The sequence below is a fragment of the Streptomyces sp. NPDC055103 genome, from assembly GCF_053607625.1.
In genome coordinates, this window is the sequence record NZ_JBSGTX010000101.1 from 1 (window position 1) to 22,502 (window position 22,502).

26 protein-coding genes are annotated in these 22,502 nt (G+C 70.5%); 11 read left to right on the forward strand and 15 right to left on the reverse strand.

Features of this window, described 5'->3' with window-relative positions; translation table 11 throughout:
* Positions 1–78 precede the first annotated feature (78 nt).
* Positions 79–759: a response regulator transcription factor gene (locus ACWFR1_RS37120; RefSeq protein ID WP_017242433.1), complete on the reverse strand. Its 681-nt coding sequence runs from the start codon at positions 757–759 to the stop codon at positions 79–81.
* Positions 756–1,985 carry a sensor histidine kinase gene (locus tag ACWFR1_RS37125; protein WP_453559689.1) on the reverse strand — a complete coding sequence of 410 codons (1,230 nt, stop codon included), beginning with the start codon at positions 1,983–1,985 and terminating at the stop codon, positions 756–758. The genes ACWFR1_RS37120 and ACWFR1_RS37125 overlap by 4 nt, the downstream gene beginning before the upstream one ends.
* A gap of 268 nt (positions 1,986–2,253) precedes the next feature.
* Here ACWFR1_RS37125 and phoU point away from each other — a divergent pair, with 268 nt between their 5' ends.
* Complete coding sequence (gene phoU, locus ACWFR1_RS37130) at positions 2,254–2,934, forward strand: phosphate signaling complex protein PhoU (protein WP_453559692.1); 681 nt, start codon at positions 2,254–2,256, stop codon at positions 2,932–2,934.
* 118 nt (positions 2,935–3,052) lie between these two features.
* Positions 3,053–3,205: a hypothetical protein gene (locus ACWFR1_RS37135; RefSeq protein ID WP_453559694.1), complete on the forward strand. Its 153-nt coding sequence runs from the start codon at positions 3,053–3,055 to the stop codon at positions 3,203–3,205.
* Positions 3,206–3,256: 51 nt separating this feature from the next.
* Here ACWFR1_RS37135 and ACWFR1_RS37140 read toward each other — a convergent pair whose 3' ends face one another.
* The gene (locus tag ACWFR1_RS37140; protein ID WP_453559697.1) at positions 3,257–3,739 is read right to left on the reverse strand and encodes a GNAT family N-acetyltransferase; all 483 of its coding nucleotides are present in this window, start codon (positions 3,737–3,739) and stop codon (positions 3,257–3,259) included.
* A gap of 67 nt (positions 3,740–3,806) precedes the next feature.
* On the opposite strand from ACWFR1_RS37140, the gene ACWFR1_RS37145 reads away from it, so the two are divergent.
* Positions 3,807–4,343, forward strand: coding sequence for a hypothetical protein (locus tag ACWFR1_RS37145; RefSeq protein ID WP_453559700.1), 537 nt, complete (start codon positions 3,807–3,809; stop codon positions 4,341–4,343).
* A 17-nt stretch (positions 4,344–4,360) separates the two neighbouring features.
* Here ACWFR1_RS37145 and ACWFR1_RS37150 read toward each other — a convergent pair whose 3' ends face one another.
* Together ACWFR1_RS37150 and ACWFR1_RS37155 are read right to left on the reverse strand one after the other, a co-directional pair.
* Positions 4,361–4,714: a hypothetical protein gene (locus ACWFR1_RS37150; RefSeq protein WP_453559703.1), complete on the reverse strand. Its 354-nt coding sequence runs from the start codon at positions 4,712–4,714 to the stop codon at positions 4,361–4,363.
* A gap of 128 nt (positions 4,715–4,842) precedes the next feature.
* Entirely contained in the window at positions 4,843–5,709 is an 867-nt protein-coding gene (locus tag ACWFR1_RS37155; RefSeq protein ID WP_453559706.1) for a serine hydrolase domain-containing protein, read from the reverse strand.
* Here ACWFR1_RS37155 and ACWFR1_RS37160 point away from each other — a divergent pair.
* Positions 5,695–5,907, forward strand: a complete 213-nt coding sequence (locus ACWFR1_RS37160) for a hypothetical protein (RefSeq protein WP_453559708.1) — start codon at positions 5,695–5,697, stop codon at positions 5,905–5,907. The genes ACWFR1_RS37155 and ACWFR1_RS37160 overlap by 15 nt on opposite strands.
* Before the next feature lie 51 nt (positions 5,908–5,958).
* Here the strand turns inward: ACWFR1_RS37160 and ACWFR1_RS37165 are convergent, their stop codons facing one another.
* The gene (locus ACWFR1_RS37165; RefSeq protein WP_453559711.1) at positions 5,959–6,717 is read right to left on the reverse strand and encodes a phosphoglyceromutase; all 759 of its coding nucleotides are present in this window, start codon (positions 6,715–6,717) and stop codon (positions 5,959–5,961) included.
* A 126-nt stretch (positions 6,718–6,843) separates the two neighbouring features.
* Between ACWFR1_RS37165 and ACWFR1_RS37170 the strand changes: the two genes are divergently transcribed.
* Positions 6,844–8,208 carry an MDR family MFS transporter gene (locus tag ACWFR1_RS37170; protein ID WP_453559714.1) on the forward strand — a complete coding sequence of 455 codons (1,365 nt, stop codon included), beginning with the start codon at positions 6,844–6,846 and terminating at the stop codon, positions 8,206–8,208.
* Between the two features lie 79 nt (positions 8,209–8,287).
* Here the strand turns inward: ACWFR1_RS37170 and ACWFR1_RS37175 are convergent, their stop codons facing one another.
* Positions 8,288–9,202 carry an MBL fold metallo-hydrolase gene (locus ACWFR1_RS37175; protein WP_453559716.1) on the reverse strand — a complete coding sequence of 305 codons (915 nt, stop codon included), beginning with the start codon at positions 9,200–9,202 and terminating at the stop codon, positions 8,288–8,290.
* Positions 9,203–9,308: 106 nt separating this feature from the next.
* Between ACWFR1_RS37175 and ACWFR1_RS37180 the strand changes: the two genes are divergently transcribed.
* Positions 9,309–10,256, forward strand: a complete 948-nt coding sequence (locus ACWFR1_RS37180) for an AraC family transcriptional regulator (RefSeq protein WP_453559718.1) — start codon at positions 9,309–9,311, stop codon at positions 10,254–10,256.
* 53 nt (positions 10,257–10,309) lie between these two features.
* Here the strand turns inward: ACWFR1_RS37180 and ACWFR1_RS37185 are convergent, their stop codons facing one another.
* Together ACWFR1_RS37185 and ACWFR1_RS37190 are read right to left on the reverse strand one after the other, a co-directional pair.
* Complete coding sequence (locus ACWFR1_RS37185) at positions 10,310–11,548, reverse strand: helix-turn-helix domain-containing protein (RefSeq protein ID WP_453559720.1); 1,239 nt, start codon at positions 11,546–11,548, stop codon at positions 10,310–10,312.
* A 2-nt stretch (positions 11,549–11,550) separates the two neighbouring features.
* Entirely contained in the window at positions 11,551–11,943 is a 393-nt protein-coding gene (locus ACWFR1_RS37190) for a putative quinol monooxygenase (protein WP_453559722.1), read from the reverse strand.
* Between ACWFR1_RS37190 and ACWFR1_RS37195 the strand changes: the two genes are divergently transcribed.
* The gene (locus ACWFR1_RS37195) at positions 11,891–12,631 is read left to right on the forward strand and encodes an RNA-guided endonuclease InsQ/TnpB family protein (protein ID WP_453559747.1); all 741 of its coding nucleotides are present in this window, start codon (positions 11,891–11,893) and stop codon (positions 12,629–12,631) included. The genes ACWFR1_RS37190 and ACWFR1_RS37195 overlap by 53 nt on opposite strands.
* A 205-nt stretch (positions 12,632–12,836) precedes the next feature.
* Here the strand turns inward: ACWFR1_RS37195 and ACWFR1_RS37200 are convergent, their stop codons facing one another.
* The 3 genes from ACWFR1_RS37200 to mshA form a co-directional block, all read right to left on the reverse strand.
* On the reverse strand, positions 12,837–13,700 hold the full coding sequence (locus ACWFR1_RS37200; RefSeq protein ID WP_453559724.1) for an ROK family protein: 864 nt from the start codon (positions 13,698–13,700) through the stop codon (positions 12,837–12,839).
* A gap of 144 nt (positions 13,701–13,844) precedes the next feature.
* Positions 13,845–14,402: a YbjN domain-containing protein gene (locus ACWFR1_RS37205; protein ID WP_453559726.1), complete on the reverse strand. Its 558-nt coding sequence runs from the start codon at positions 14,400–14,402 to the stop codon at positions 13,845–13,847.
* The gene (mshA, locus tag ACWFR1_RS37210; protein ID WP_453559729.1) at positions 14,395–15,762 is read right to left on the reverse strand and encodes a D-inositol-3-phosphate glycosyltransferase; all 1,368 of its coding nucleotides are present in this window, start codon (positions 15,760–15,762) and stop codon (positions 14,395–14,397) included. The genes ACWFR1_RS37205 and mshA overlap by 8 nt, the downstream gene beginning before the upstream one ends.
* A 384-nt stretch (positions 15,763–16,146) precedes the next feature.
* On the opposite strand from mshA, the gene ACWFR1_RS37215 reads away from it, so the two are divergent.
* From ACWFR1_RS37215 to ACWFR1_RS37225, 3 genes are all read left to right on the forward strand, one after another.
* Positions 16,147–16,941 (forward strand): class I SAM-dependent methyltransferase, encoded by a 795-nt coding sequence (locus ACWFR1_RS37215; RefSeq protein WP_453559731.1) that lies wholly within the window; start codon positions 16,147–16,149, stop codon positions 16,939–16,941.
* A gap of 248 nt (positions 16,942–17,189) precedes the next feature.
* Complete coding sequence (locus tag ACWFR1_RS37220; protein ID WP_453559733.1) at positions 17,190–18,239, forward strand: NlpC/P60 family protein; 1,050 nt, start codon at positions 17,190–17,192, stop codon at positions 18,237–18,239.
* 326 nt (positions 18,240–18,565) lie between these two features.
* A complete protein-coding gene (locus ACWFR1_RS37225; protein ID WP_453559736.1) occupies positions 18,566–19,888 on the forward strand; it encodes a PP2C family protein-serine/threonine phosphatase in 1,323 nt (440 codons plus the stop codon).
* 49 nt (positions 19,889–19,937) lie between these two features.
* Here the strand turns inward: ACWFR1_RS37225 and ACWFR1_RS37230 are convergent, their stop codons facing one another.
* The 3 genes from ACWFR1_RS37230 to ACWFR1_RS37240 all read right to left on the reverse strand — a co-directional run bounded on the left by ACWFR1_RS37230 (position 19,938) and on the right by ACWFR1_RS37240 (position 21,461).
* Entirely contained in the window at positions 19,938–20,282 is a 345-nt protein-coding gene (locus ACWFR1_RS37230) for a DUF2516 family protein (protein ID WP_453559738.1), read from the reverse strand.
* A gap of 113 nt (positions 20,283–20,395) precedes the next feature.
* Positions 20,396–20,968 (reverse strand): hypothetical protein, encoded by a 573-nt coding sequence (locus ACWFR1_RS37235; protein WP_453559740.1) that lies wholly within the window; start codon positions 20,966–20,968, stop codon positions 20,396–20,398.
* A 31-nt stretch (positions 20,969–20,999) separates the two neighbouring features.
* Positions 21,000–21,461, reverse strand: coding sequence for a helix-turn-helix domain-containing protein (locus ACWFR1_RS37240; RefSeq protein ID WP_453559742.1), 462 nt, complete (start codon positions 21,459–21,461; stop codon positions 21,000–21,002).
* A gap of 229 nt (positions 21,462–21,690) precedes the next feature.
* On the opposite strand from ACWFR1_RS37240, the gene ACWFR1_RS37245 reads away from it, so the two are divergent.
* Positions 21,691–22,502, forward strand: an 812-nt coding sequence (locus ACWFR1_RS37245) for a S1 RNA-binding domain-containing protein (protein ID WP_453559744.1), incomplete at its 3' end; no start/stop codon positions are given.

Below are 22,502 nucleotides of genomic sequence, written 5' to 3' on the forward strand. Positions count from 1 at the left end.
GTGTGAAGGGGCGCCCCCGGTGGGGGGCGCCCCTTCACACGTACGTACTGGCCGACCTTGGCGGGCCGGCCGGCTTGTCTACGGCTCGAACTTGTAGCCCAGGCCGCGGACCGTGACCAGGTAGCGCGGCGCGCCCGGGTCCGGCTCGATCTTGGCGCGAAGACGCTTCACGTGGACGTCGAGGGTCTTGGTGTCCCCGACGTAGTCCGCGCCCCACACCCGGTCGATCAGCTGCATACGGGTCAGCACACGGCCCGCGTTGCGCAGCAGCATCTCCAGGAGGTCGAACTCCTTCAGCGGCAGGTCGACCTTGCCGCCCGAGACCGTCACGACGTGGCGGTCGACGTCCATACGGACCGGGCCGGCCTCCAGGGCCGCCGGGGTGACCTCCTCCGGCTCTCCACGGCGGCGGAGCACCGCGCGGATGCGGGCGACCAGCTCCCGCGAGGAGAAGGGCTTGGTCACGTAGTCGTCGGCTCCTATTTCCAGGCCGACGACCTTGTCGATCTCGCTGTCCTTGGCGGTCACCATGATCACCGGGACGTTCGAGCGGCCGCGCAGCTGACGGCACACCTCGGTACCGGGCAGCCCCGGAAGCATCAGGTCGAGGAGGACGAGGTCGGCTCCGTTGCGCTCGAACTCGTCGAGACCGTCGGGCCCGGTCGCCGCCACGGCGACCTCGAAGCCTTCCTTGCGGAGCATGTACGACAGGGCGTCGCTGAAGGATTCCTCATCCTCGACGACGAGCACTCGGGTCACGGAAGGACCTCCGGGGCGGGAAGCGGTTCGGTCATGAGATCTGGGGTGGGAGAAGAGACGTGCCGGCGGTCCCGTGCGGAGCCCGCCTCGGGCAGCCGCAGGGTGAAGGTGGAGCCCTGACCCTCGGTGCTCCACACGGTGACCTCGCCACCGTGCGAGGCGGCCACGTGCTTGACGATGGCGAGGCCGAGCCCCGTACCGCCGGTGGCGCGGGAGCGGGCCGGGTCGACGCGGTAGAAGCGCTCGAAGATGCGCTCCTTGTCCTTTTCGGGGATGCCGATGCCCTGGTCGGTGACGGCTATCTCGATCAGGTCGCCGCCGGGCGCGGCGATCTTGCGTGCCGCGATGCCGACGCGGGTGTGGGCCGGTGAGTAGTTGACCGCGTTCTCGACGAGGTTGCCGAGGGCGGCGGCGAGCTGGCCGCGGCTCCCCCAGACGCGCAGGTCGGCGGCGCCGCCGGAGACCATGGTGATCTGCTTGGTGGAGGCGGTGTGCCGGGAGCGGTCGATCGCCTCGACGACGAGCTCGTCCACGGACACCGGCTCGGAGTCCTCCAGCGGGTCGTCGTTCTGCACGCGGGAGAGGTCGATGAGCTCCTGTACGAGGTTGGTGAGGCGGGTCGCCTCGATCTGCATGCGGCCGGCGAAGCGGGTGACCGCCTCGGGGTCGTCCGATGCGTCCATGACCGCCTCGGAGAGCAGGGAGAGCGCGCCGGTGGGCGTCTTGAGCTCATGGCTCACGTTGGCGACGAAGTCGCGCCGTACCGCTTCGATGCGGCGGGCCTCGGTGAGGTCCTCGACCAGGAGCAGGACCAGCCGCGAGCCCAGCGGGGCGACCCGGGCGGAGACGGCGAGGGCCTCGCCGCGTCCGGTGCCGCGCCGGGCCAGGTCCAGCTCGACCTGGCGTATCTCCCCGTCACGGCGGGTGTCGCGGGCCATGTTGAGCATGGGCTCCACGGCCAGTTTGCCGCCCCGGACCAGGCCGAGGGCGTACGCCGCCGAACTGGCCTTGACCACGGAGTCGCTCTCGTCGAGGACGACCGCGGAGGAGCGCAGTACGGACAGCACGGTGTCGACGCCGGGCGGGAGCACGGCGTCGGTGTGCAGGGAGGTTCTGGTGGGCCGCGCCTGGTCGCGCTCGCTCCAGCGGAACGCCAGCATGGCGATCACGCCGGTGCACACGCCGGCGATCGCTGCCAATGCGGCGACCGCCGCGTTCACGTCCATGCCCTCCAGGTTATGCGGCCCGACGGACACTCTCCCAGCCGTCCGAGTGGCTGCTCGAACAGTCGTCGCCCAGAGTTCACCGTGCGGACTGTGGTGATTCATTTGCTGCGAGGGTGGTGGGGGCCCGTGACGCCCAGAGTTCACCTGGAGGAAAGTACCGATTCACATCAGGGGGTGGAATCGGACGCGTAGGGGGCCGAACGTGGAAGCGTGGGGGTCCGAAGCCCCACCCGGACCCCGGAGCATCACGTAGAGAGGGACACCCACCATGCGGGACGCGTACCACGAGGAACTGGACTCGATCGGCGAGAGCCTGGTCGAGATGGCCCGACTCGTCGGATCGGCGATCGGGCGGGCCACGACGGCGATGCTCGACGCGGACCTGAAGCTCGCGGAGAGCGTGATCGCGGCGGACCAGAAGGTCGACGACCTCCAGCACGGTCTGGAGGCTCGGGCGATAGCGCTGCTCGCCCGGCAGCAGCCGGTGGCGACGGACCTGCGGATCGTGGTGACCTCGCTGCGGATGAGCGCGGACCTGGAGCGCTCGGGCGACCTGGCGCAGCACGTGGCGAAGCTGGCGCGGCTGCGCTTCCCCGACACGGCGGTGCCGGACGACCTGCACGCGACCATCCTGGAGATGGGGCAGCTGGCGCAGCGCCTGATGGCGAAGGCGGCGGAGGTCATCATCACGAAGGACGTCGACCTGGCGCTCCAGCTGGAGCAGGACGACGACGAGATGGACCTGCTGCACCGGACGCTGTTCCAGCACCTGATGGACGACCGATGGCGGCACGGCATCGAGACGGCGGTCGACGTGACGCTGCTCGGCCGGTACTACGAGCGGTTCGCGGACCACGCGGTGTCGGTGGCGAAGCGCGTCGTGTACCTGGTCACGGGTGAGCACGCGGACGAGCTGCAGGCGGCGGACGCTCCGGTGGAGGGCGCGTAGGCGCACAGGGCGCGGAGGGCGCACAGGCGCACGGGGCTCCGATGCGCCGTTGATGCGCCGGTCCGATTGGGCATGCAATGGGGGGAGGCGACGCGCGCCTCGAAAGGGAGGGACCCCCATGGCCGAATCCCCTATGACGACCGATCCCCAGCAGGACACCCCGCGCGGGACGGAGTTCCTGCCCGTCCTCGGCGCCTGTGGCTGCGGCTCGGGCTGCGGCTGCGGCTGCCAGTCGGGCTCGCCGTGCCAGTGCGGGGGCTGCTCCAGCTGACCGGTGAGGGAGGGGGCGGGGCGGTGACCCCGCCCCCTCCCTCCCGCCGTGTCAGATGTCGAGTACGCCCACGGTCTGACCGCCGCTGAGTTCGCCGGTCGTACGGAAGCCGAGCCGGCGGTAGAACTCGCCGGGTCCGTCCTCGCCGGGCTCCCAGGTCACGTACAGCTGTTCCGTTCCGCGGCGCCGGAGCTCGTCGCGCACCGCCTCGACGGCGAAGCGCCCGTACCCCTTGCCCTGGCCGGTGGCGGCGATGTTGAGCCGCCAGAGGCCGCTGCGGATGTCGGTGGGGTCCTTCTTCTCGTTCCACGGGATGTCGAGGAAGGCCATGAGGAAGCCGACGAGCTCGTCCCCGTCGAAGATCAACCGTGGCCAGGCGGTCTCCCCGAAGGCGTACGCCTCGGCGAGGGACTTCACGACGGGGGAGACGTTGCGCTCCTGGTGGGGGTGGACGCGCAGGTCCAGGGCGGCGTCGACGTTCTCGGGGGTGACCCGCTCCAGGCGGAGTGACGGGCTGGGGTGCGGCGTGCTCATGGCCCGGAACGCTAACGATTCGGTGCGAGGCCCGCCCTCGAATATCGCGGCGGTCCAGGATGTCGCCATGACCTTCGCCCGGCCCCGCCCCGCGCTCCTCGTCGCCGTCGCCCTGTCCGTGCTGCCGCTGCTCGCCGGCTGCAGCGTGCCGCCCGCCGGCTTCACGGGCGTCTCCGTGACGGCGGACGGCGAGCCGTTGGGGGTGATCCTCGTCTGCCACGACCGGATCGACGCGGCGGTGTTCTACCCGGACGAGCCGGCCGGCGACCCGGACGCGGAGGCCACGGCGGACGCCGTGGAACCGGAGTACACGGACTCCTGGTCCTCCGCCGAACCCGTCACCGGCTTCACGTCCTGGCGCCTGACGAGCGAGACGGGGGACGCCGGCTGGACGCCGGACGCCCGCCCGCACGCTCTGCGGCCCGGGCAGCTCTACAGCTTGTACGGGGCGACCAGCGACAACTCCTGGTCGACGAATCACCACTCGTTCACCCTGGCGGACCTGGAGAAACTCTCCCCGGGCCAGGTCAGCTACACGGTCGACGACCGTGTCCGTACGACGACGGTGGAGGACTTCCGCGCCCGCGCCTGCGACGACTTCTGACGACCGCCGGACAGGCCCTAGTTGCGGACGAACACGACCGAGCGGAGCGTGAGGCGTTCCGTGGCCGGGCGGCCGTGGGGGCGCAGGGTCCAGGAGTCGCCGGAGCAGTCGGGCTCGGTGAAGACGATCGCGTACTCGTCCGTGTCGTTGTGCGGCGCGAAGGCGGGCCCGGAGGCGCCCGGGTCGGTGGCCTCGGGGATGGTGATGCACTCATCGCTCGCCGGGTCGTGGAGCGTGACGGACCCCGGCTCGCCGCCCGGATTGGCGTACCGGTAGCTGAAGTCGCCGGTGGCGGCGTGGGCCGGCGTGGCCAGGGTGGCGGTGAGGGCAAGGGCGCCGCAAGCGGCGGCGACGGAGTGCCGGAAACGCACGAGGACTCTCGTTTCGTGAGACGGAAGATGTCACCGGCACACCTACCGCGCCGGCCGTCCCGTATGCGCGAGCCTCCAGCCGTATGGTTTCCCCCTCACCCTTCCGGCGCAGCGCCGACGCGCGTCCGTCACTGTGTCGGTCCCTCGCCCTCGCCCTCGCCCTCGCCCTCGCCTGAGGTGTCGCACAGCGCGCGGTCGACGAGGGCGCTGGCGGTCCTGTGCTGACGGAGTGTGGTGTCGAAGTCGTTGAAGCTGGTGGTCATGGAGACGGTGACGCTGCGGCGGCCGTCGCCGGTGGCGCCGTTCAGGGTGATGTAGCCGGCCTCGCCCCCTTCGTGGCTCCAGTAACTGCCGCCGCAGGTCAGGGGGCGGTTGACCAGGCCGAGGCCGTAGCGTCCGCCGGGCCAGATCGATGCGAGCCGCTCGTCGACCGGGACGGTGTCCCGCATCTCGGCCATGCGCGCCGCGGACAGGAGCTCGCCGCCCAGCAGCCCCTGGAAGAACCGGTTGACGTCCGCCGTGGTGGAGACGTAGCCGCCGAGGTCGGGCACGATCTGTTCGGTGACGTCGGTCCGTCCGCCGGAAGCGAAGACCTGGTAGCCGTGGGCGTGCGGGTGGCGGAGGGTGGACGTGGTGCCCGACAGGTAGGTGCGGTGCATGCCGAGCGGTTTCAGTATCCGGCTCTCGACCTCCTCCGGCCACGGGCGACCGGTGACCTTGTCGACGATCATGCCGAGGACGACGTAGCCGGTGTTGGAGTAGCTCCAGCCGGTGCCGGGCGGGAAGTCCGGGTGGTGCCTCATCGACCGGGCCACGATCTGTTCGGGGGTGTAGGTGTCGTAGCGGTGCCGGTAGTACTCCTGCGGGGTGTCGAAGCCGGGAAGGTCGTCGTGGAGGCCGAGGTCATCGCCCAGCTCCTCGCCGTCCGCGGCGATCCCGTCGTGGCCCTCACCCCTCGCGAGCGCGAGGTCCTGGCTCTGATGGCCGAGGGCCACGACAACGCCACGATCGCCCAGCGGCTCTTCGTCACCGACAACGCCGTCCACAAACACGTCGGCGGCGTCTTCCTCAAACTCGGCCTGTCCGCCGGCGACAGCGGCCACCGCCGGGTCCGCGCCGTCCTGGCCTACCTCCACCGCCACGGCGGCACCGCACAGGGCGGCACCGAAACCAAGAGGCCCCCTACCCGCTGAGAACCAGCAGGCAGGGGGCATCCTTCAATGGCTGAGGGCTGCCTCTCAGGGCTACTTCTTGCCCTGGTTCTTCACGGCCTCGATCGCCGCCGCCGCCGCGTCCGGGTCGAGGTACGTGCCGCCCGGGTTGAGGGGCTTGAAGTTCTCGTCGAGCTCGTAGGACAGGGGGATGCCCGTCGGGATGTTGAGGCCCGCGATGTCCGCGTCCGAGACGCCGTCCAGGTGCTTGACCAGGGCGCGGAGGCTGTTGCCGTGGGCCGCGACCAGGACCGTGCGACCGGTGAGGAGGTCGGGGACGATGCTGTCGTACCAGTACGGGAGCATCCGGTCGACGACGTCCTTCAGGCACTCCGTCCGGGGGCGCAGCTCCGGCGGGACCGTCGCGTAGCGCGCGTCGTTCGCCTGCGAGAACTCGCTGTCGTCGGCGAGCGCCGGCGGCGGGGTGTCGTACGAGCGGCGCCACAGCATGAACTGCTCCTCGCCGAACTCGGCGAGCGTCTGGGCCTTGTCCTTGCCCTGCAGGGCGCCGTAGTGGCGCTCGTTCAGCCGCCAGGAGCGGTGGACCGGGATCCAGTGGCGGTCCGCGGACTCCAGCGCGAGCTGCGCCGTGCGGATGGCGCGCTTCTGGAGGGAGGTGTGCAGCACGTCGGGCAGCAGGCCGGCGTCCTTGAGCAGCTCGCCGCCGCGCGTCGCCTCCTTCTCGCCCTTCGCGGTGAGGTTCACGTCCACCCATCCGGTGAACAGGTTCTTCTCGTTCCACTCGCTCTCGCCGTGGCGGAGGAGGATCAGCTTGTACGGTGCGTCGGCCATGCGCCCGAGCCTAATCGACCCTCGACGATTGACACGCGTCGTCAATTCGCTGGCGTCCGGCACCTGAGATCCGTAAGTTACGAGAGCCGTGACAGGGGCTTACAGACAGCAAGGGGCCGGCCACACATGTCCATCGACTCGCTCAGACGATCAGCTCACGCGACGGTCTCCGGCTTCCCCCAGGGCTTCTGGTGGCTCTGGCTGTCGACCTTGGTCAACCGGACCGGGGCCTTCGTCCTGACCTTCCTGTCCTTGTACCTGACTCAGGAGCTCGGGCACTCCGCCTGGTTCGCCGGGCTCGTCGTCGCCCTCCACGGCCTCGGCGGCGTCGCCGGCTCGCCCATCGGCGGCACCCTCACCGACCGCTGGGGCCGCCGGCCCACCATGATCACGATGCACCTGGCCGCCGCCGCCTGCGCCGCCGCCCTCGCCGTCGTCACCAGCGCCTGGGCCATCGCCACCGTCGTCCTCCTCATGGGCGTCGCCATGCAGGCCGTCCGGCCGTCCATCAACGCCACGATCGCCGACATGGTCCCCGCCCACGACGTGCGCCGGGCGTACGCCCTCAACTACTGGGCCCTCAACCTCGGCTTCGCCATCGCCTCCATCGGCGGCGGCGCCGCGGCCTTCCTCGGCTACCGCACCCTCTTCGTCGTCGACGCCGTCGCCACCGTCCTGTGCGCCGTCATCGTCTTCCTGCGGCTCCCCGAGACCCGCCCCGCGGCCGCCGTCGACAAGCGGGGCGAGCCGGTCGCCGAGGAGAAGGTCAGCATGCTGACCGTGCTCCGCGACGCCCCCTTCCGCACGCTCGTCCTCCTCAACCTCCTCGTCTGCCTCGTCTTCACCGCCCCCTGGATCGGCCTCCCGCTGACCATGGCCGCCCAGGGCCTGCCCCCCTCCTCCTTCGGCATGGTCATCGCCGTCAACGGCATCGTGATCGTCGGCTTCCAGCTCCTCGTCAACAGGCTGACCGACAAGCGCTCCCCCGTCCTCCTGCTGACGCTCTCCGCGCTCCTCTTCGCCGTCGGCACCGGCGCCACGGCCCTCGCGGGCTCCTCCGTGGCCTTCGCCGCGACCGTGGTCATCTGGACGGTCGGCGAGATGATCCACGTCCCGACGAACGCCGCCGCCACCGCCCGCCTCGCCCCCGAGCACGCCCGCGGCCGCTACCAGGGCGTCATGGGCATGTCCTGGGCCGTCGCCGGGTTCATCGCCCCCATCGCGGCCGGCGTGATCGTCGACGGGCCGGGCCCCGACGTCCTGTGGACGGCGACCGCCGCGATCGGCGTCATCGCCGCCGTCGGGTACTCCATCCGGCTGCGGAAGGCCCTCGCGGACGACGATGCCCCGGAGGTGGGGAGCGGGACCCGTCGTCCGGCCAAGAGCGCCGACGTCGACGCCGATGCCGATGTCTCGGACGCCAGTGCCGGCAGTGGCACTGGCCGCACCGGTACCTCCGACGCCGCCGGGCAGGCCTCTGTCAGCACCTGACGCCCGGTCCCCCGCACCCCCGCGCCTCCGTCAGCACCTGACGCCCGGTCCCCCGCACCCCCGCGCCCCCGTCACCCCGTCACCCCGTCCCGTACGCCGCCCACCGTACGAGGCCGAACCCCTTCCCCTCCCTGCGCACTTCGGCGGCACCGGCCCCGCCGAAGTGCGCGGGCACGACCAGCTCCCGCTCGTCGGCGGCCCGTTCGAGGATCCGGCGGCGGCTCGCCGCCGCGCCGTCCGGGTCCAGGCAGAAGCAGCTGGCGCAGGACGGTTCGAGGAGCTGTACGGGGCTGTGCAGCAGGTCGCCGACGAAGACCGCCCTGTCTCCGCCGGACGCGAGCCGCAGGACCGCCGAGCCGGGCGTGTGGCCGGGCGCCGACTCCAGCGTCAGGTTCTCGTCGACGCGGTGGACGCCGTCCCACAGCCGGACCTGGCCGGCGCGGTGGACCGGCGCGACGCTGTCCTCGTAGACGAGCCGGTCCTCCTCCTGGAGGCCGTTGCCGTATCCGTTCTCCGGGCCGTAGTGGAAGTCGTCCGCGGCCGGTACGAGGTACTCCGCGTTCGGGAAGGTCGGCACCCACTCCCCCTGGACGTCACGGGTGTTCCAGCCGACGTGGTCGGCGTGCACATGGGTGTTGACGACGACGTCGACGTCCTCGGGGCGGATCCCCGCCCGCTCCAGCCGGCCCAGGAAGTCGCCCTGCCGCCGGTGGAAGTGCGGCGACTGCGGCCGCTCGCGCCCGTCGCCCACCCCCGTGTCGACCAGGACCGTCCGGCCCCCGCTCCGCAGCACCCAGCTCTGCAGCGCCATGACCGCGCTGTCGCCGTCCGGCGCCCAGTGGTCCGGCGCGAGCCACTCCTCGTTGTCCTTCCAGACCTCGGCCCCGACCCCCGGGAGGAGGCCGCGGGCCGGGCCGAACGGGCCCTGCCACTCGACGATCCGGATGATCTCGACGTCCCCCAGCGCGATGCGCTGCGCGCTCTCCGTGTTCATGTCGTCGAGACTAAGGAGACGAGGATGAGCTTCTCAATGCTCACTCCGCTCCGCTGAATACGCGTACGTCTCACACCTGAGGGATACGAGCCGTAGGCTGCCTCCCATGGACGTGGTGAGTGACGCGATCTCGGCCGTACGCGTCGGGCGGCCCTCTTCCGACCGCGTGCGGGTCGGCGGCGACTGGTGCGCCCGGCTGGACCCGTACGACGGGGCGGGCTTCCACGTCGTCCTGAAGGGCAGTTGCTGGCTGCTGCCCGACGGCGGCGCTCCGGTCGCGCTGGGCGCGGGGGACGCCGTCCTGCTCCCGCACGGCACGGGGCACGTCATCGCCGACTCGCCCGCCGACGCGGCGACGGTCGCGCGGGCCGTGTCGTTCACCCGGTGGGCCGACCGGACGCTGCCGCAGCCGCCGCTGCCGGCCTTCCGCGCGCCCGAGCGCGAGGTGGAGATGCTCTGCGGCAAGTACCGGCTCGACCGCGGCCACGCCCACCCGCTCCTGGCCGAGCTGCCCCCGGTCGTCCATCTGCCGAACCGCGTCGGCCGCCACCCCGAACTCCGCGCCGCCGTCGACCTCCTCGGCGGCGAGCTCGACGAGCGGCGGCCCGGCTCCTGCGTCGCCCTGCCCAGCCTGCTCGACCTGCTGCTCGTCTACATGATCCGGTCCTGGCTGGCGGAGAGCACGGACGGCGTCTGGCCCGCCGTCCTCGGCGACCCGGTGACCGCCGCCGCCCTGCGGGCGCTGCACTCCGACCCGGCCGCGCCCTGGACCAACGACCTGCTGGCCGCCGAGGCCGGTGTCTCCCGGCCCACCCTGGCCCGCCGTTTCACCGCGCTCGTCGGCCGGCCCCCGATGGCGTACCTGACGTGGTGGCGACTGACGCACGCCGCCACCCTGCTCCGGGACACCCCTGACCCCCTGGCCACGGTCGCCCGCCGCGTCGGATACAGCACGCCGTACGCCTTCTCGCACGCCTTCCGCCGCGAGTTCGGCACGACGCCGGGCCAGTACCGAACACCGGCCGGGTCCCGCCCGGCCGTCACCGGTCCCTGAGCGCCTGCTGGGCCTCGTACAGGTTCCGCGGCCGCACCGACTCCGGGCTCCGGCTACGCCATGGCGTCTGCACGATCAGCCAACTCCCGCAGCTCCGGCGAAGCCCCACGACCGGCCATCAGCATCAGTTCACGGATGACGCCTCGCGCCGCAACGTGCCCTCTGATCAGGTCTGGTGCAATCGTCTCGGCCTCCAGAAGACATTGGAGTGCATCGCCCGGCTGACGCCGCTGCGCGTGAGCCCGGCCGAGGTCCATGAGCAGCCGTGAACGCCGCTCGGCAGACAGTCCGCTCGTATCCAGTTCCGCGCCGATTTCGAGCGCCTCCCCGGCATCCCCCAAGTCGACTGCCGTGGATACCGCCTGGACCTCGACATTGGTCGGACCGAACTCCAGATTGAAGTCGTTCCGCTCCGCCCCTATCCGTGCTGCCGCAGCTCTGGCCTTGCTGATCTGCCTCCGAGCAGCCGCCCGTTCACCGGAACGCGCATGCACCAGCGCCAGCGCGAGATGCAGCGAGCCGACGACCGACAGCTCCTCCACCGCCGTCTCTTCCGCCTCCGCATGGCCGGCAAGGACATTGATCGCCGAAGCTGCGGCATGCTCGGCCTGATCCAAGTGCTGGAGACGCACGAATGCGTGAACCAGTCGAATGATGCCGACGAAGACTCCGAGCGGGTCGCCCGCGAGCTCGGCCTCCCTGATCGCCCGGTCCGCAGCGACCCAAGCGGCATCCCCCTCGTTCTGTCGCACGAAGGCCGCCGCCAACGCCTGGTACGTGCGGGCCAGCAGAGAATGCGCCTCCGACCGCTGCTGCCCGGAAGCGGTTCGGGACACCCGCTCAAGCCGTGGCACGAGTGGCCCGAGCACGACGCTGAGCTCCGCGAGCCGCCCCGCGTGGGTGAGTTCCCATACCCGTTCGACCTCGTCCCGCAGCTCTGACACAAGCTCGGGACGCGCATCTTCACGAGGCTTCAGGAGGACGTCGAGCGCGGAGTGCCCCGAAATCAACAGCCTCGCCTGATCCAGATCGTTCGGTGAGGTCTCGCCCACCGTATCCATGCCAGGCGGTCGAGGTGCGTCTGGCTGCAGTTCATGAAGCGCCACACCGAGACCATCCGCGAGGAGTCTCAGTACATCCAGGCGGTTCACCGGCTGGATGCCTCGCTCGACCTGCGACACCCAACTCGCCGTGCGCCCGATCAGAACCGCCAGTTCGCCCTGAGTGAGACCGCGACGCCTTCGCAGTTCGGCCACCTGCTTACCGAAGGCCTGCTGTCTCTCCGATGACACGACTACTTCGCCACCTTTCCGGTGACCGCGTTCAGGAACGTCACTTCCACACCCGCGAGGTACTGGCCCCGCTCGTCGAGGAACCTTCGGGTGTGCTCCTGCGCTTCATGCGCCTCGAACGCCGCCTGGTCCACATACAGCTCGTAGAAGACTCTGACCAGCGGCTCTTCGACGGGGATGTGGCTGACGTACGCCAGTGTGCGCGGCTCCTTCTCCTTGATCCCCTCCACAGTGCGCGCGCACAGCTGATCGAAGGCGGCTGCGGCCCGGTTCACCCGATCCGACCGGTGGTCCATCACCAACGAAGGCAGGCTTCGGCTGCCCAAAATCGGGGACATCGAGATCAGGTGGAGCAGGAATCTGCCATCTGCCCCGTCGTCGGTGACGTTGATCAAGGACCGGTCTGACAGGTACTTCGTCTCCTTCGTCGTCGAAACCGACCCCGCTGCCGACATCCTCCCGCCAGCCGATGGGGACCAGGGCATCGATCTGGGCCTCACCAGGTTCGCCGTCCTGGCCGACGGGTCGCACATCGCCTCGCCGAAGTACCTACATCGAGCGGAGAAGAAGCTCAAAAAGCGGCAGCGTCAGTTGTCACGTAAGCAGAGGGGGTCGAACAACCGGGACAAGGCCCGTATCCGGGTCGCCCGCGCACACGCCAAGGTCGCGGACAGCCGCCGCAACTTCCACCATCAGTGGTCCCACAAACTGACGCGCGAGAACCAAGCCGTCTACATGGAGAACCTGAGTGTGCGGGGGCTGGCTAGAACGAGGCTCGCGAAGAGCGTTCACGATGCCGGCTGGGCGCAGTTCGTGATGTTCTGCTCGTACAAGGCGGACCGGCGCGGCCGGTCCTTCGTCAAGGTCGCCCGGGACTTCCCGAGTTCCCAGATCTGTTCAGCCTGCGGATTCCGTGACGGACCCAAACCCCTTCGGGTACGCACCTGGACGTGCAGGAACTGCCACACCCGGCACGACCGGGACTGGAATGCAGGCCGCAACATCCGCCGCGAGGGCCGTCGGCTCCTCGCGGCTTCTGCACCATCACCATCCACCCCCGGACCGGGGGCCCGGCGCCGGTAACGGCGGCGGTAAACGCCTGCGGAGCGCACGTAAGGCCCGGCATTGCCCGGGCAGAGCGCACAACCCCGGCAACGCCGGGAGGAACCAGGAAACACCGTGGCCTCAGCTCATGCAATGAGCGGGGCGGACGGAGAGTCCCCGCGCGCCCGCGCGAGGAGGCGAGGTCAATCGTAGGGGACGTAGACCGCATCCCCAGACGCTCTGGTCAGACGTATTGCCTGACCCATGCTTGACCATCGCGGGCTGCGGCGGCGAGACGCATGGCGCCTCGGACGACGACCAGGTCCGCGCCTTGGATTCGGTCGACGGTGCAGACGTCCCACAACTCGGGTAGGGCATGGGTGCGTGCCGTCGCTATGGCGGTGTCCCAGTAACCCGTATATCCGAGGGTTCCGCCGGCGATCCGGACCACGTCGGGGTTGAGGATGTTGACCAATGAGGCGATGGCCAGTCCGAACGCTTCGCCGGCAGCATGCACGATGCGCTGTGTCCGAGGATCACCTGTGGTGAGCGCGGCATGGATCTGTTCGGGCTTCTTGCCTGCCGCACGTACGATCGCGGCGCCGCCGGCGAGGTCGTCGAGCCGTTTGACGCCCTGCGGCGTCGGAAGGGGCAGACTGCCGATCTCACCGGCCCACCCTCGCGAGCCTCGGACAACCCGCCCCTCGCACAGGTAGGCCGAGCCCACTGCGGTTCCACAGACGATGACCGCAACGGATGAGGCATGCGGCAGATCGGCAGTCTCCTGTGCGAGAGCGCCTCGGATGTCATTGACGAGCAACTGCGGGGTGCCGTCGTAGTGCATTCCCTGCCAGCCCGTGAGCTGGGGCAGGACGTCGGAGATCCTGACCTGGCCGTTCTCGACGAGCCCGGGAACGGCGATCCCCAGTGCCGACGGATTCAGCGCATTGTCGAAGAGGAAGTCCTGGACGGCAGCTTCGATGTCCGCAGGACCGGTCGAGGGCCCGGTAGCCAGGCGCCGAGTGATCGGTGTTCCAAGATCCTTCCCTTCCGCGAGCATCAGCAGCTTCGTCCCACCGATATCGACCCCTACTACTGCACGCCGCATTGCCTCACCTCAGACTCGATCCAGGGCAGAACCATCGTCCCGAGGAGAAGCACACCGGGATGCGGAAACTTCGGCGTGCGCCACGAACGCCAAGATTCGAACGTACGGTCACAGCTGTAGCGACGAGTACCGGCTGGCTCCTGGTCAGTTCTCGACAGGCTTCTGAGTCAGGTTCTTGAACGCGTCGAGGTTGCGGGTCGACTCGCCGCGCGAGACCCGCCACTCGTACTCGCGCCGGATCGCCGACGCGAACCCCAGCTCCAGAAGCGTGTTGAAATCGCCGTCCGCCGCTTCCAGGACCGAGCCGAGGAGCCGGTCCAGCTCCTCGGGCGTGACGGCGGAGAGCGGGAGCTTCCCGGCGAGGTAGATGTCGCCGAGGCCGTCGACCGCGTAACTCACCCCGTACAGCTTGAGGTTGCGTTCGAGCAGCCAGCGGTGGACGCCCGGCTCGTTCTCGTCGGGGTGCCGGATGACGAAGGCGTTGAGGGAGAGCGAGTGGCGGCCGGCGCGCAGCGAGAGCGTCGTGAAGAGCTTGCGCGTGCCCGGGAGCTTGACGACGTACGCGCCCGGCTCGGGGGACTCCCACTCCAGTTCCGCGTCGTCGAAGGTGGACTCGATGATCCGCCGTACGTCCCCGGCGGCGTCGCCCCTGGTCACGCCCGCCCCGGCCTGCCCGCCGTCCTTGATCACGTCCTCAGCCATGGTGGGAGCGTACGCGACGGCGGTTCTCCCGGACCCGATGGTCGTGCATGGCAGCGGTGTACACATCGGCCGTGCCGGAGGCCGCCGTGTCCCAGCCGAACGACCCGGCGTGCAGGGCCGCGGCCGCGCCCATCCGGTCCGTCAGGGTCGGGTCGGCGACGAAGCGGCCGAGCGCGCGGGCGTAGTCCGCCGGGTCGTGGCCCTGGACGAGGAAGCCGGTCACGTCGTCCCGCACGGCGACGGGCAGACCGCCGACCGCCGCCGCGACGACCGGGGTGCCGGCCGCCTGCGCCTCGATGGCGACCAGACCGAAGGACTCGCTGTACGAGGGCATGACGAGGACGCTGGCCGCGCGGAACCAGTCCGCGAGCCGGTCCTGCCCCACCGGCGGGTGGAAGCGCACGACGTCCGCGATCCCGAGCCGGGCGGCGAGCTTCTGGAGCCCTTCCGGCTTGGCCAGGCCGCTGCCGCTCGGGCCGCCGACGACCGGGACGACCATGCGCGAGCGCAGCGACGGATCCTGCTCCAGGAGCCGGGCGGCGGCGTGCAGCAGGATGTCCGGGGCCTTGAGGGGCTGGATGCGGCCGGCGAAGACCGGGACGAAGGCGTCCTGCGGGAGCCCGAGGCGGGCGCGGGCGGCGGCGCGGCCGTCGGCGGGGCGGAAGTGGTCGAGGTTCACGCCGGGGTGGACGACCGCGACCTTGCCGGGGTCGGCCTCGTAGAAGCGGGCGAGCTCGTCGGCCTCCTCGGCGGTGTTGGCGATCAGCCGGTCGGCGGCGGAGACGATCTGCGTCTCGCCGATCACGCGGGCGGCGGGCTCGGGCGTGTCGCCCTCGGCCAGCGCCGCGTTCTTGACCTTCGCCATGGTGTGCATGGCGTGGACGAGCGGGACGCCCCAGCGCTCGGCGGCCAGCCAGCCGACGTGGCCGGAGAGCCAGTAGTGGGAGTGGACCAGGTCGTAGTGGCCGGGGCGGTGGCCCGCCCACGCCTGCATCACGCCGTGCGTGAAGGCGCAGAGCTGGGCCGGCAACTCCTCCTTGGCCAGGCCCTCGTACGGGCCCGCGTCGACGTGCCGCACGAGGACGCCGGGGGTGAGCTCGACGACCGGCGGGAGGCCGCCGGTGGTGGCCCGGGTGAAGATCTCGACCTCGATGTCGATGGCGGCGAGGCGCTTGGCCAGCTCGACGATGTAGACGTTCATGCCGCCCGCGTCGCCGGTGCCCGGCTGGTGCAGCGGGGAGGTGTGGACGCTGAGCATGGCCACCCGGCGGGGAGCACGGTTCCGGCCGGGAAGCCGGAGCCGGGTCGGTGCCTGGTGCCGGTGCCGGGTACCGGCGAACCGGGACACGTACTGGCTCACGTCGGCGGTCCTTCCGCTCGGGGACTGCGCTGGGGGCTGAACGGGTGGGGCTGGGGTGGAGCTGGGTGAGGCTGGTGGAGCTGGGTGGGGCTGGTGGAGCTGGGGTGGCGCTGGGTGAGGCTGGTGGGTGGGGCTGGTGGAGCCGGGTGGAGCTGGGGCCAGTCCCGCACGGGACTGTCGTTCTGTCGGGCATGACAGTCGCGCATGACAGCTGAAGGGCGGGTGACGCCCTTCAGCCCCGACAACAGCGGAATACCCCCTTTCATTTCCGACAGGCCGCGCGCTTTGCCAATTCATTACCGGTCGAGAACGCTCAGGAACCGCCGGGAGCGGTCGCAACCGACCCCGGCCGACCCCTCCCGCCCCACCCCTTACGCTCGTGTCATGGCCCCGCGCACCACCCGCCCCGTCGGCACACCGACCCGCGGGACCACCAACCCCCACCGCCTGCGCCGCATGGACCGCTGGATCGCCGCCGTCCATGGCCCCGCCCTGCGCCGCTCCCCCGAGGCGCCGGTCGCCGTCGACCTCGGATACGGGGCCGCGCCCTGGACCGCCGTCGAGCTCCTCGCCCAGTTGCGCACCGCCGAGCCCCGCACCCGGCTGTACGGGATCGAGATCGAGCCCGCCCGGGTCGAGGCCGCGAAGCCGTACGAGCACGAGGGCCTCTCCTTCCTGCACGGCGGCTTCGAGGTGCCGGTGCCCGGCGCGGTCTCCCTGATCCGGGCGGCGAACGTGCTGCGCCAGTACGACGAGGAGCAGGTCGCGGCCGTGTGGGCGCGGCTGTGCGGGCGACTCGCGCCCGAGGGGCTGCTCGTCGAGGGCACCTGCGACGAGATCGGGCGGCGGCACGTGTGGGTGGCCCTCGACCGGAGCGGGCCGCGCACGGTGACCTTCGCGACCCGGCTCGGTTCGCTGGAGCGACCCTCGGACCTGGCGGAGCGGCTCCCGAAGGCGCTCATCCACCGCAACGTCCCGGGCGAGCCGGTGCACGCCTTCCTGCGGGACTTCGACCGGGCGTGGGCGGCGGCCGCTCCGTACTCCTCGCTGGGGGCGCGACAGCGCTGGATCCGCTCCGTACGCGAACTGGCGGCGGACTGGCCGCTGACGGACGGTCCGCGGCGGTGGCGGCAGGGCGAGGTGACGGTGCGGTGGGAGGCGCTGGCGCCACGACGGTGACGGAGCCCGACTCCCCGCTTCCTCCTGCTCCGCCTCCCCCTCTTGTTCCAACTCCGGCTGAATTTCGCGTACGTCGGGAACGCCACTCGCGCATCGCTCGTCCCTTGGGGAGAACCGGCCCGACGGACCCTGGTTTTCCCTGTTGCTTTCCGGTTTCGCATGGCACTATCGCCAAGGCCACCGCTAAGTTACTGACGGTAAATCAGATGGGCCGAACAGAGACGCAGGCCGTTTACGAGGGGGAGCTTGTGAACCGACGTCGCCACACCACCGCCGCGATCACCGTGATCTGCGCCCTGGCGGTGCTGGCCTCACCGGCCTTGACCCTCCAGGCTTCGGCGGCGCCGCTGCCGCCGCCCCCGCCGAAGAGGAGCCTGGAGGAGGTACGCAAGGAGATAGACGGTCTGTACCGACAGGCCGCCATCGCCACCGACGCGTACAACCTCGCCGAGGAGAAGACCAAGGAGCAGTCCGCCGAGATCGTCCGGCTCGCCCGGATGATCGTCGAGGGCCGCGAGAAGGTCGAGGACCTCAAGGCCAAGGCGGGCGCCGCCGCTCGCGCCCAGTACCGCAACGGCGGACTCCCCGACGGCGCACAGCTCGTCCTCACCGACGACCCGCAGCTCTTCCTCGACAACGCGGGACGGCTCAAGGCCGGGGCGAAGGCCACGACGGACCTTCTCGGCGAGATGACCCGCACCCAGGCCGAGTTGGGCGTCTACGCGAAGGACGCCGGCGACAACTGGACCAAGCTGGAGGCCCACCGGGTCAAGCAGGCCCAGGCGACGAAGGAGATCAACGACAAGATCGCCGCGGCCAAGAAGCTGGAGTCCGAGCTCGTCGCCGAGGAGCGGGAGCGGCTGCGCCGCCTCGAGGAGCTGGCGCAGTACCGGGCCCAGACGACGTGGCTGGACACGGGCATCCTCGGCGACCTCAAGGCCGGGGCGACCCCACAGGGCAGGAAGGCGGTCGAGTTCGCGACGGGGCAGGTCGGGAAGCCGTACGTGTGGGGGGCGGAGGGACCGGACTCGTTCGACTGCTCCGGCCTCACGCAGCTCGCCTGGGCCAAGGCGGGCCTGCCGATCCCGCGCACCTCGCAGGAGCAGTGGCGCCTGCTGCCGCGCGTGGACATCAAGGACATGCGGCCCGGCGATCTGATCGTCTACTTCAAGGACGCGAGCCACATCGGGATGTACATCGGCAAGGGCGCGATCGTGCACGCACCGCGCCCGGGCCGGAACGTCACCGTGGCGGGGGCGGGCTCGATGGAGATCCTGGGAGTCGTACGACCGGGGTAGCGGGGACGGGGTGACGGCGGACCGCCGGGGCAATCGCCTGGCGGGAATCCATACCCACTCCGTGGCCGGATTCCCACGCCCGACCTGACGGACATCGTCCGCCCGGCGTGACCTTTCTCATTGCCGTCGAACCCTTCCTGCGGGCGCCCGAGACCCTTGCGGCGACAACTACCTCCCCTTCCGCGGCATATGCCAAGCCGCGGGAGACCACTCGCGGACTGATCACCATTCCGTTGCGCACCGACCTACCGCTAGGGTCCGGGACGGGCGGGGCGCCACCCGGCGCCCTGCGCACCCTCGGGGGGAGGGAAGGAAGCTCCGGACCGATGCCCGTATCCGTACCGCGCCAGAGAGTCGTCTCTGCTGCCGCGGAACCCGGCGACGCCACCGCTATGGACGCCACCGCTATGGACGCCACCGTGATGACTGGCACAGGCACAGGAACCGAACGCGATCGCACCGATCTCACTCTCCTGGTCGTCGAGGACGACCCGGCGGGGGTCCTCGCCGTGCCCGAACTGCTCGACGCCGCGGACGCGGCCGGCACCCGCGTCCGTATCCGCACGGCCCGCAACCTCACCGAGGCCGAGCGGCTCCTCACCGACGACGTCCACTGCGTCCTCGTCGACCTCTCCCTGCCCGGCCCCCGCGCCGCCGCGGGGGACGACCCGCTCGCCCCGCTCCGCCACATCCTGCGCCTCGCCCCGCGCCACGCCGTCCTCGCCCTCGCGGCCTCGGCGGACGCGGAGCTCGCGGCCGAGGCGGTACGCGTCGGGGCCCAGGACCACCTCTTCCGCGAGGAGCTCGACGGCCGGCTGCTGAGCCGCGCCATCCGGTACGCGGTCGAACGCAAGCGCGCCGACGCCGTCCAGGTGAAGCTGGCCGAGTCCCGGCTGCGCGCCCAGGAGAACGCCCGCCTGGAGCGCGGGCTGCTCCCGACGCCCCTCCTGGAGGGCTCCGACCTGCGGTTCGCGGCCCACTACCGGCCCGGCCGCTCGCGCGCCCTGCTCGGCGGTGACTTCTACGACGTGGTCCGTACGCCCGACGGCACCGTCCACGCCATGATCGGCGACGTCTGCGGCCACGGCCCCGACGAGGCGGCCCTCGGGGTCGAGCTGCGGATCGCGTGGCGTGCGCTGACCTTCGCGGGGCTGTGCGGGGACGAGCTGCTCTCGACGATGCAGCAGGTCCTGGAGCACGAGCGGGAGAGCGAGGAGATCTTCGCGACCCTCTGCACCGTCGACATCGCGCCCGACGGGCGCCGGGCGGGCCTCTGCCTCGCCGGCCACCCGGCACCGCTGATCGCCCGGCAGGGACGGGAGGCCCGACTCCTTCCGTACGAGGACGGCGGCCCGGCCCTGGGGCTGCTGCCGCGCGCCCGCTGGCCGCGCCGCCAGGTGGAGCTGGGCGGGGCGTGGAGCCTGCTCATGTACACGGACGGACTGATCGAGGGCCGCTCGGCCGGACCCGGCTCGCCGCGGCTCGGCCAGGACGGGATGGTCGAGATGATCAACCGGCAGCTGACCGAGGGCCTGCGGGGCGAGGAGCTCCTGGAGGCGGCCGTGACGGAGGTGCGGTCGCTGAACGACGGCGAGCTGACGGACGACGTCGCGGTGCTGGCCCTTGAACGGGACAGGGCCCGGGGTTGACCCCGGGCCCTGCCGTACGTCGACTTCTTTCGGTTGATCTGTCGTTCCGCTACCGGCCGCCGTTGTAGGGGCCGTACGGTCCGTCGCTGCTGGAGCCGCCTCCGCGGCGGCCCCGGCCTCCGCCGGAGACCTGCGCGAGCGCGGGACGCACGTCCACCATGAAGACGATGGCGGCGATCAGCCCGGCGATCTGCAGGAACAGCATCGGCAGCAGCAGGTTCAGGGCGAGGTTGACGCCCAGGAGGATCAGCCAGAACTTCTTCGTCTGCTTCTCGGCGGCGCGGTAGGCGTCCTCGCGCGCCATGGCGGCGAAGACGAGCGCGGCGACGGCGAAGCCGGTGAAGACCAGGAAGATCACCAGGGAGAGAAGGGAATCGAATCCCGCGCGCAACATGCTGAGCACCGCCTAGTGGTGATGTGGAGAAAGCGCCTCGCGGTCAAGGTACCCGTTACAACGCGCCGGGTACCCCTATTGGTGCCCGACCGGGCTCCTGCCCCGCCGCTCCGTTACTCCTTCGCCGCACTCTCGGCCTTCTCAGTCGTCTCGGCGGCAGCGGTCGTCTTCTTGGCGGGGGCCTTGCGGGCGGCGGGCTTCTTGGCGGGCGCCTCGGCGACGGGCTCCTCCGCCACCGGCGTCGCGTCCGCCTCCGGCTCGACGACGACGGCGATCTCGGTGATCTGCTCGGCGGCCTCGCCACGCCAGGCCTTGACGGCCTCCTCGCCGTGGGCGGCGACCTCCTCGTACTTCTCGCGCGCCTTGACCGCGTACTCGGCGGCCACGCCCACGCCGCGCAGGGCGAGGTCCTGGGCGGTCTCGCCGAGCTTCTTGAGGTCGGTGTCGAGACCGCCGACGACCTCGGCGAACTTCGACTGCACGGTGACCTGGGCCTCCTTGGCCTGCGCGGTCACCTTCTCCTGCACGGCCTTCGGGTCGGTCTTCCGCACGGCCTCGATACGGGCGGGCGCCTCGGCGGCGATCTGCTCGATCAGGCCGGGGACCTTCCTGGCCTGCTGCACGGCGAGGTCGGCGGTGCCGGCGGCGAAGTAGAGAGGGGTACGCAGTTCGTCGATGATGGCCATGCTGGTGGTCCTCCCGGGTGTGGCGTACGGACTAACGCGAAGGCGATTCGGCATCGGGCGCGGGCTCGGGCGTGGCGACGACGTCCGCCGCATCCGCAGCGGCTGCGGTTGCCTCGGCGGCGGCGTCGGCGGCCTCGGTGGCGGCGTCGGCCGCGTTCTCCTTGCGGAACGAGTCGTAGATCTGGAGCAGCACCTGCTTCTGCCGCTCGTTGATCGAGGGATCGGCCAGGATGACGGCGCGCGTCTCCAGCTCCTCCCGCTCCTTCTCGTCGAGGATCCCGGCCCGCACGTAGAGCGTCTCGGCGGAGATCCGCAGCGCCTTGGCGACCTGCTGGAGCACTTCCGCGCTGGGCTTCCGCAGCCCCCGCTCGATCTGACTCAGATACGGATTCGACACGCCGGCCGCGTCGGCGAGCTGCCGCAGGGACAACTGCGCGGTCCTCCGCTGTTCGCGGAGGTACTCACCGAGATTGCCGACGTTGAGCGATGCCATGCCCCGACCATGCCAGCCTTTGCTAACTATTGCAAGCAGGCGCTTGCAATAGTGTCGCGCTGCGTACGGGAACCGGATTGTGACTTCTCGCGATAGTTGTCACTTCACAGCGGGAGATGTCACCAAGATCGCCCAGAGAAGCCCTACCCGCGTGAGCCGTGGCACGCCAATTGGAACCTGGTCACGAGAGTTGGAACCAGTGCGGCCGGCGCCGACTAGGCTCACCTCCATGTCCGAGCCAGCCTCCGACCCTCGCATGCAGTCCTTGATCAACCAGCTCCGGCCGGGGGCCGTGAGAACGGTGAAGGTCACCGGGTTCGACGGAGCGGACGTCCTGGTGCAGCTCGTAGATGCCGAAGGGGAAGAACCCGAGATCGCTCGGATTCCTCGACATGAGGCGTCAATGCGCCGGATGGAGCATCCATCCGAGCTGTTTGAGGTCGGCCAGGAGATCAATGCCGAAGAGATCGGGCGTTGGCGCGAAGGTCAGCTTCACCTCTCCGCCAGAGCCTGCGAGATTCCGGCCTTGCGGTCCTTTCTCCTTGCGTTTGAACGAGGGCAGGTCGTGGCTGGGACGGTCTCCGCGGTTCACAACTTCGGGGGCTTCGTTCACGTCGATGGGGAACCGGACGGCCTCTGCACCGGCTTCATCCGGGTGCCGGACCTGACGTGGGGCTGGATCAACCACCCCTCCGAGGCAGTCGAAGCCGGCCAGCGGATCACCGCTGAGGTGATCATTGCCGAGACGCGCTCCGGACAGGTCACGCTCTCATTGAAGGCTCTGCAGGAAGATCCGCTCATTCGGTTTGCGGATCAGGCCGGCCGGGTCCTCACCGGACCGATCACCAAGATCGTTCCTTTTGGCGTGTTCGTGCAGCTTGCTCCCGACGTTGTGGGGTTCCTTCACCTCTCAGAGCTGACTGACGAGCCGGTCGAGACGCCGGATTGTCGGCGTACATGGGTGAGTGCTCAGGCGGGTACACGTGAACGTGCCCGGGTGGGTGAAGTCAGCCGGGCGGCGGGGTCAACAAATTGGGGTGA

Coding starts and splice junctions, on each gene's coding strand:
- ACWFR1_RS37215 (WP_453559731.1), top strand. CDS start 16,147: ATGGCCCCGCGCACCACCCGCCCCGTCGGCACACCGACCCGCGGGACC.
- ACWFR1_RS37235 (WP_453559740.1), bottom strand. CDS start 20,968: ATGGCCATCATCGACGAACTGCGTACCCCTCTCTACTTCGCCGCCGGC.
- phoU (WP_453559692.1), top strand. CDS start 2,254: ATGCGGGACGCGTACCACGAGGAACTGGACTCGATCGGCGAGAGCCTG.
- ACWFR1_RS37205 (WP_453559726.1), bottom strand. CDS start 14,402: ATGGCTGAGGACGTGATCAAGGACGGCGGGCAGGCCGGGGCGGGCGTG.
- ACWFR1_RS37225 (WP_453559736.1), top strand. CDS start 18,566: ATGCCCGTATCCGTACCGCGCCAGAGAGTCGTCTCTGCTGCCGCGGAA.
- ACWFR1_RS37165 (WP_453559711.1), bottom strand. CDS start 6,717: ATGGCCGACGCACCGTACAAGCTGATCCTCCTCCGCCACGGCGAGAGC.
- ACWFR1_RS37175 (WP_453559716.1), bottom strand. CDS start 9,202: ATGAACACGGAGAGCGCGCAGCGCATCGCGCTGGGGGACGTCGAGATC.
- ACWFR1_RS37240 (WP_453559742.1), bottom strand. CDS start 21,461: ATGGCATCGCTCAACGTCGGCAATCTCGGTGAGTACCTCCGCGAACAG.
- ACWFR1_RS37160 (WP_453559708.1), top strand. CDS start 5,695: ATGGCCGAGGGCCACGACAACGCCACGATCGCCCAGCGGCTCTTCGTC.
- ACWFR1_RS37135 (WP_453559694.1), top strand. CDS start 3,053: ATGGCCGAATCCCCTATGACGACCGATCCCCAGCAGGACACCCCGCGC.
- ACWFR1_RS37180 (WP_453559718.1), top strand. CDS start 9,309: ATGGACGTGGTGAGTGACGCGATCTCGGCCGTACGCGTCGGGCGGCCC.
- ACWFR1_RS37200 (WP_453559724.1), bottom strand. CDS start 13,700: ATGCGGCGTGCAGTAGTAGGGGTCGATATCGGTGGGACGAAGCTGCTG.
- ACWFR1_RS37125 (WP_453559689.1), bottom strand. CDS start 1,985: ATGGACGTGAACGCGGCGGTCGCCGCATTGGCAGCGATCGCCGGCGTG.
- ACWFR1_RS37145 (WP_453559700.1), top strand. CDS start 3,807: ATGACCTTCGCCCGGCCCCGCCCCGCGCTCCTCGTCGCCGTCGCCCTG.
- ACWFR1_RS37230 (WP_453559738.1), bottom strand. CDS start 20,282: ATGTTGCGCGCGGGATTCGATTCCCTTCTCTCCCTGGTGATCTTCCTG.
- ACWFR1_RS37170 (WP_453559714.1), top strand. CDS start 6,844: ATGTCCATCGACTCGCTCAGACGATCAGCTCACGCGACGGTCTCCGGC.
- ACWFR1_RS37140 (WP_453559697.1), bottom strand. CDS start 3,739: ATGAGCACGCCGCACCCCAGCCCGTCACTCCGCCTGGAGCGGGTCACC.